The organism is Phenylobacterium sp. (assembly GCF_028290885.1).
In the GTDB taxonomy this organism is placed as follows: Bacteria; Pseudomonadota; Alphaproteobacteria; order Caulobacterales; family Caulobacteraceae; genus Phenylobacterium.
The window spans coordinates 1-7,521 of record NZ_JAQGIZ010000306.1; the positions used below are offsets into that span (position 1 = coordinate 1).

The following is a 7,521-nucleotide window of genomic DNA, read 5'->3' on the forward strand; positions in this document are numbered from 1 at the left end:
CGGCGAAGGCGGCCCGCACCTGCTGCTCCAGCGCTTCCGCCGGCAGGTCGCCGACCAGCACCAGCACCGCGTTCTCTGGGCGATACCAGTGGTCGTAGAAGGCCTGGAGCTTCTGCGGCGTCAGGGCGGCGAGGCTCTCCTGGGTTCCGATCGGCAGGCGGGCCGCCGACCTCAGGCCGGTGTCCTCGAACGCCTCGATGCGGTCGCGCAGCTGTCCGAAGCCGCCGGCCCGCGCGGCGCGTTCGGCCTGGATCACGCCGCGCTCGCGCTCGACCGCGGGCCCGGCGAACACCAGGCCGTCGGCGACATCGCGCAGCCACTTCAGGGCCATCTCGGCTTCGTGCGCGCGGGTCGTCGGGAGATCGAGCTGGTAGACGGTCTGGCTGAAGCTGGTGGAGGCGTTGCGGTCTGGGCCGAAGGCGACGCCCAGCGGCGCGAAGGCCAGCGCCGGCTGGCTTCCCGGGAACGAGCGGGCGCCGCTGAACGCCATGTGCTGGATGAAGTGGGCCGCGCCGCGTTCGTCGTCGGCCTCTTCGTAGCTGCCGACGCCGAAGCCCAGGCGGAGCGACAGCGCGCCCTTCGGGTTGGCGCTCTGCTGCACGGCGTAGCGCAGGCCGTTGGGCAGGCGTCCGTAGCGGACGGCGGGGTCCGCGCGCAGCAAGGCGGGGTCGGCCCGCAGACCCAGCGCCGCCGGCGTGGACGGCGCAGGCGTCCCCTGCGCCCAGGCCGGCCCGGTCGCCCCGAGGACGGCCACGACGACCGCCGCAAACCAGGCGGCGCACGGATGAAGACGCATACGGAGTCCTGCTTTCGGGGAGCCAAGCCTTAGGCCGAAAGAGCTTCACCCGGCAATCGCGGCGGCAGCGCGACCGATCCGCCCAATTTGGGCGTTTTTATGCGCCCGCCCGGCGCTTCGCGGACGATCCTCCCGCGCGGGCCGCCGCGGACGGCCAACTCAGAACGGAACTTCCGCGCGAACGGGGCCATTCTCGGGTCATGAGCGCCGATGGCTTTACGAACAGCCCGCCCCCAGGCGCGCGGGCCGACTGGACGATCGACCAGGGGTGGGACGCCTACAGCAAGGCCGAGCACCAGGTCTGGATCACCCTCTATGAGCGGCAGGCCGCGCTGTTGCCCGGCCGCGCCTGCGATCCCTTCCTGAAAGGCCTGGAGGCGCTCGACCTGCACCGTTCGGGGATCCCGGACTTCGCCCGCATCAACGCCGAGCTGAACCGCCTGACCGGCTGGAGCGTCGTCGCCGTCCCGGGCCTAGTCCCCGACGAGGTGTTCTTCGACCACCTGGCCAACCGCCGCTTCCCGGCGGGGCAGTTCATCCGCAAGCCCGATCAGTTGGACTACCTGCAGGAGCCGGACATCTTCCACGATGTGTTCGGCCACGTGCCCATGCTCACCGATCCGGTGTTCGCCGACTACATGCAGGCCTATGGGCGCGGCGGGCAGCGGGCCATGCAGCTCGGCCGCCTGCACAACCTGGCGCGGCTCTACTGGTACACGGTCGAGTTCGGCCTGCTGCAGACGCCGCAGGGCGTGCGGATCTACGGCGCCGGCATCGTCTCCAGCCGGGCGGAATCCATCTTCGCCCTCGACGATCCCTCCCCCAACCGCCTGGGCTTCGACCTGGAGCGGGTGATGCGCACCCCCTACCGGATCGACGACTTCCAGCAGGTCTATTTCGTCATCCCCTCGCTGCAGGCCCTGCTGGACGCGACCCTGCAGGACTTCGCCCCGATCTACGACCGCCTGTCGCGGGCGAGCGACATCCCGATCGAACGGATCGAGCCCAGCGACCTGGTGATCACTGAAGGCACCCAGGCCTACGCCCGCGGCCGGGCCGCCGCGGCTCAGTAGTCGCGCCGCCAGCGGATCGCCAGGCGGCTGTTCCCCTGCCCGCCGACCCGCGAGACGATCGACAGGTTCCGCTTGATCCGCCATTCGACCTGCGCTGCGCCGCCGTCGCGCCCGCCGCCGGTGAGCTCGAGATAGACGTTGTCGGTCAGGTACTTGCCGCCGGAAATCGACAGCGCCCCCGAGGCCGCGTCGCCGCCGCCCAGCGCCAGCCGGTCGAGGCCCGCGAAGGTCCTAAGGTTGCCGATCACGTCGAAGCCGCCTCCCCCGGCCAGGGCCGAAAGCGCCGAGGCGAGCTGGGCGGCCTCCAACGGGGAGAGCTGCGAGGCCGTCCGCCCGAACAACACCTGCGACAGCACCTCGTCGTTGGGCAGGCTGGGCGTCGAGCTGAGGGTGATCTCCGGCCGCGCCGCCGTGCCGCGGATGCGCACCACGGCGGTCAGGGTGGGGTCGTCCCGCGTCGCCGTCAGGTCGAGCCGCACGCCCTGCGGCCGCGTGGACAGGTAGACGACGCTGGTCGGATCGAACGTGAAGCGCTTGCCGGCGAAATCGTAGTCGCCCCGCACCACGTGCGCCGTCCCGGTGAGGTCTGGGTGGGCGGTGGTCCCCCCGACATGGGCGTCCAGCGACAGCTCGACATCGAGGCCGCGTCCTTTCAGGAAGACCCCGCGCGACGCCTTCAGCGTGACATCCAGGACCCAGCCATCGCCGCCCTGGCTGGCCGGCGGCAGAGAGGCCGGTAGGTCCGGCGGCCGGTTCTTCTCGACAACGTCCATGACCACCACGCCGGACGGCGTCGGCAGGCGCGGGGCGACATCGGCCCGGTCGATGTTCAGCGCCCCGGAGAGCCGCACCTTGCCGTCGGCCGCCCGGTCGATGGTCGCGCGCCCGGTGGCCGAGGCGGTGGCCAGGTCGTTGTCGATCAGCCGGAAGCCCTTCAGGTCCAGCCGGAAGCTCGACGCCCCCTCGCGCAGCAGGCTGATCCGCCCCGCGCCGGTCACCGAGCCGCCGTGACCGTCGACACCGCTCGCCTGGGTGACGTTGACGGCGTTCTGGGCGAAGTCGGCCTTCAGGGCCACGTTGCGCAGCGAAAGCCCCGTCGCCCCGTCGTCGAAGCGGCCGCCGTCGACCTCGATCTGGCCGGTGGCGTTGGGATCGGCGAGCGTGCCGCCCAGCGTGCCCTGGGTCATCACCTTGCCGGCCAGGCTGCGCTCGCCGCCGACCAAGAGGTCCCACAGAGGCCGGACTTCGCCCTGCGCCGCGAACTTGCCGCTCATCGGCCGCTGCCGCGCGATGGCGACGCGGAACGGCGCGGCGGAGGACTCCGCGGGCAGCACCACGCTGGCGTTGGCGGTCAGGCCCTGGGCGTTGGCCGCGGTCATGTCGAGGTACAGGAGGTTGCCGGCAAGCCGTCCACGGACCACGCCGTCGACGCCCGAAGCGGTCGGCGTCCCGCGGCCCCGCGCGCCGGAGAGCTTCGCCTCCAGCACGCCGTCCAGCCGCGCACCACGGCCCTGCAGCGTCAGGGTGGCGTCCGTCCGGCCCGCGAGATCCTCGTCCAACAGACCCAGGGTCAAGGCCGTGACCTGCGCGCGCACGTCGGTCCCGGCGTCGGACAGCCGGCCGTCGAGGTCGATCCGGCCGCCGTCGGAAGCGGCAAGCTTCAGGTGCGCGCTGCGCTCCGGCCCTCCAAAGCGCACCTGAGCGGTTTCCAGGGTGCGCAGTTCGCGGCCGCCAAGCCGGCCCTGGCCGTCGAAGGTCGCCGCATAGCCGGGTTTGGCCTCGGCCAGCACGCCGCTACCGTTCAGGCCCCAGCGGCCGCCCTCCGATTGGCCCTCAGCCTGGGTCGAATACGGCAGCCGGGCGAGCGGCCCGCTGGCGGTGAGCTTGCCGGTGCGCACGGTCACGGTCGAGCCGCCGAGCCGCACGCCCTCCGCGGTCAGGTTCAGCGCCGCGCTCGCCCCGCCGGGCGCATCGGCGATCTTCACCGTGCCCGCCACCCGCCCGGCGTCGAGGAAGGCCCCGCGAGTCACGGTGACCTCAAGGTTCGCCGCCGACGGCGTGCGGCTGCGGAGCGAGAGCGAACCGGCGGCCTTCACCCCTGCGGCGTCCACCGAAAGACCGGTCAGGTCGATCCCGCCCTCCGGGAAGCTGAAATCCGAGCGGGCGCGGGCCGGACCGTAGGTGCTGCCGGCGGTAAGCGCGACCATGCCGCTCGATCCGTCGGGCTTGCGCAGGAAGCTCAGGGTCAGGTGGGCGTCCTTCAGCGGCAGGCGCGGCAGGTCGATCGCCGCGACGTCGGCCAGCAGGTCCGCGCGGGGCGCGGCGAGCGTGCCGGTGATCGCGCCGGAGCCCTTGGCCGCGCCGGCGATCTCCACAGGGCCGGCATGGAACGGCCCGTCGGCGCTCCAGTCGAGCTTGAAGCTGAGCCCGCCATCCGCCGCCAGAACGCCCGCCGTCGAGGCCTTCAACGCCGCACCCATCAGGCTCGCCGCGCCCACCGCCAGGCGCCGGCCCTGCAGGTTCGCCTGGGCCTTCAGCTGCGGCTTGGGGCCCAGCAGCCGGTCGATCTCCGGATAGCCGGTCGCCAGCCGGTCGCCACGGGCGTCCACCGAGAAGGTCCAGGGCTGCCCCGCCTTGGCCTGGCCTGCCGACCAGCTCGCCTGCGCCGAGCCCGCCGCGCCGACCCGCGCCGCCGCCAGGTTGGAGACCGCGGCCTTGCCCTTGAAGGTCAGCCCGCCAAGCAGGCTGCGCCCCCCGGTGGCCTCGACCTTCAGGCCGGCGCCCGTCACCTGCAGGTCGCGCAGCAACAGACGCCCGTCCGCCAGCCGCGCCCCGTCGAAGCTGGCCTTGGGCGCCCGGCCCAGGACGGCCGCCACATAGCCGGCCCCGCGCCCGCCGGCGCCGGCCAGTTTCGCCCTGACGTCCCACTGCCCGGCCTGCTCGCTCACCTCCAGCGGGCCTGACGCCTGGTCGAGGCTGTAGCTTCCGAGCCGCGCCCGCGTCACCGCCGCCGCGCCCGCGAACCGCCAGCCGGACGAGACCTGGGTCACCTGCCCCGCGACCCGCGCCGGACCCATCTCCGGCCCGCCGGTGATCCGCGCCAGCGCCGAAGTTTCGGCGGCCAGCAGGATTCCCTGCGGACCGATCCGCCGCTGGCCGATGTCGCCCAGACCGTGGGCGCGTATGGCGAGGTTCTGCGAGGCCACCCGCGCCTCTAGCGCGAAGAGGTCCGGCCCCGCGCGGCGGCCGACCAGCACGAAGCTCGCCTCCGGACCGAACCGCCGGGCGTAGGGCGCGGTCAGCCTCGAGGCGGTCAGCGAAATCCGGCCGCGGGCGTCGCCGCCGTCCTTGGCCCAGGCGCCCGTGGCCCAGAGCGGCTGGATCGCGCCGGAATTGGCCACCGCGGCGAACCGCCCCTGCGAGATCTTGCCCCCCGCCGCCACCTTCAGGGTGAAGGCCTGGTCCGCGGGCAGGCCGAGCGCGCCGGCCAGCGCCCCGCCCCGGGCCTCCTCCGCGTCGGCCAGCACCAGCAGCGGCCGGGTCTTCGCGATGTCGTAGTCGACGTGCAGGTGGTCGCCGGGATGCAGCACGCTGGCCGCCCGCACCTTGCCGCGCTGGTCGCCGCCGCGCTCTACGTCGAGGTTGAGGTCGAGGTCATAGACGCCGCGGACATAGCTGAACGCCGGTAGCATCTCGATGCGGGCATGGGCCTGGTCGATGTGGAAGGAGACCGGCAGGCCGGTGTCCTTGCCCTTCTTGGTCAGGGTCGGGCGCCGCAGCACCTTGACGGTCTGGACCTCGATCCGGTCGGCGTGGAAGTTTCGCGTGAGAAGATCGAGATAATGCCATGTCATATGGAGGTTATCGGCCTCCAGCCAGATGCCGCCCTCGTCACGCAGCGTGAGCTTTCGGACGCTGAGGTCGCGCCAGATGTCTCCGCTCAGGCCCTCGATCTTCAGCCGGCCGAAGCTGCCCACCTTCAGCCCGTTGGCGCGGGCTTCGATCAGCAGGCGCGTCTGCGGCAGCAGCACGCCGTAGCGCGCCACGACCAGGGTCGCCGCGATCAGGGCCAGGACTGCGAGCGCCACCGTCACGATGGCCTTGGGCAGGGCCGAGCGCCGGACGGCGGGGATGTCCTCAGGCGCGCTCAAAAGCTCTGACCGATGCTAACGTAGAGCTGGAACGGCGCCTGACCGTGGCGGCTGGTCACCGGAGTCGCGATGTCCACGCGGATCGGCGCGAACCCCAGGTCGTAGCGCACGCCGAATCCGGCCCCGACGCTCGAATTGCGGAAGCCGGGGAGCTGCGCGCCACCGATCGTTCCGGCGTCCAGGAAGGCGACCACGCCCCAAGGGCCCCGCAGGCGATGGCGCAGCTCCAGAGACGCCTCCGCCAGCGACAATCCGCCTTCCGGCGTGTTGTCGGCGAGCCTTGGCCCCACTTCCTGATAGCCGAAGCCGCGCACCGACCCCCCGCCGCCGGCATAGAACCGTTGCGGGGCCGGGATGTCGGCGGTGGAGCCGTTCAGGATGCTGCCCAGGCGCAGGCGCCCGGCCAGGACCGTGTTGGCCTGGACGCCGAACGGCAGGTAGCCCGAAACCTGGCCTTGCACCTTGAGGTAGGGCAGCGTGCCGTACCCTGTGAGCAGGGTCGGCTCGATGCGCGTGCTGACGCGCCAGCCGCGCCGCGGATCCAGCGGATCGTCGGAGCGGTCCAAGGCCATATCGACAAGGCCCGCGAACGTGGCGATGTCCTGGCCAAGCGACGTCAGCGACCCGATCCGCACTTCGCTGGTGCGGCTGAGGTCGATCGAGGCGCCCCAGGTGAAATAGGTCCCGGTCAGGCCGAAGGTGGCGTTGCGCCCCCACCGGTGGGTGACGTCGGCGCTGACCTTGACGCCTTCCTGGTCATAGGCCGGCGTGCTGGCCCGATAGACCGCGGCGCGCAACGCCAGCGTCTGCTGCGGCGTGCGCCAGTGCGGCAGCGACAGGTCCGTCTCGATGCGGCTATCGATGTTCGAGACGCGGCCCAGCACCGAGAAGGTGTCGGCGCGGCCGAGCATGCCGTAGCGCGTCCACTTGGCGTCGAGGCCCAGGCCTTCGGTGGTGTCGTAGCTGCCGCCCAGCTCTATGGTCCGCTTCTGGCGTTCGGCCACGCTGACCACTACCGGGCGCAGGCCGTCGGGGGTCAGCTTGTCGGCGGGGGCCAGCGCCACCGTGACGGACTCGTAGACGCCGGTGTCCAGCAACCGCCGTTCCAGCTCAGCCACGGCCTCCGGATCGTAGGGGTCGCCATGGCGCCAGGGGGCCAGATTCCGCAGCCATTCGGGACTGGTGCGCCCGTTGGTGGTGAGTTCGATGCCGTCCAGCCGCGCGATCTGGCCGGCGGCGATCCTGTAGTCGGGATTCACCGTACGATCGGCGTGATCGACGACGACCTGGCGGGGTTGGGCCTTCACGTCCGCATAGCCGCGCTTCTGGACTGCTGCGACGGCTCGGCCCTCGGCGGCGACCACGTCAGCCGCGCGCCCCGGCTGCCCTGGTTTCAGCGCCAGCGACGTCTGCGCCGCGGCGGCCGCGGCGGGATCGGGGGGCGCGCCCACCCAGTCCAGGCGTACGGAGCCCAGCACGAACCTCGGCCCCGGCGCGATCT

4 protein-coding genes are annotated in these 7,521 nt (G+C 72.4%); 1 reads left to right on the forward strand and 3 read right to left on the reverse strand.

Annotation, left to right across the window (positions count from 1 at the left end; genetic code table 11):
- The coding region (locus JWP28_RS20090) for a pitrilysin family protein (protein WP_299545630.1) at window positions 1-796 on the reverse strand (796 nt) is incomplete at its 3' end.
- A gap of 200 nt (window positions 797-996) precedes the next feature.
- Here JWP28_RS20090 and phhA point away from each other — a divergent pair.
- On the forward strand, window positions 997-1,869 hold the full coding sequence (gene phhA, locus JWP28_RS20095; protein WP_299545631.1) for a phenylalanine 4-monooxygenase: 873 nt from the start codon (window positions 997-999) through the stop codon (window positions 1,867-1,869).
- Here the strand turns inward: phhA and JWP28_RS20100 are convergent.
- Together JWP28_RS20100 and JWP28_RS20105 are read right to left on the reverse strand one after the other, a co-directional pair.
- Complete coding sequence (locus JWP28_RS20100) at window positions 1,863-6,020, reverse strand: translocation/assembly module TamB domain-containing protein (protein WP_299545632.1); 4,158 nt, start codon at window positions 6,018-6,020, stop codon at window positions 1,863-1,865. The two genes, phhA and JWP28_RS20100, sit on opposite strands and share 7 nt — an antisense overlap.
- The coding region (locus JWP28_RS20105) for an autotransporter assembly complex family protein (protein WP_299545633.1) at window positions 6,017-7,521 on the reverse strand (1,505 nt) is incomplete at its 5' end. The genes JWP28_RS20100 and JWP28_RS20105, both read right to left, overlap by 4 nt.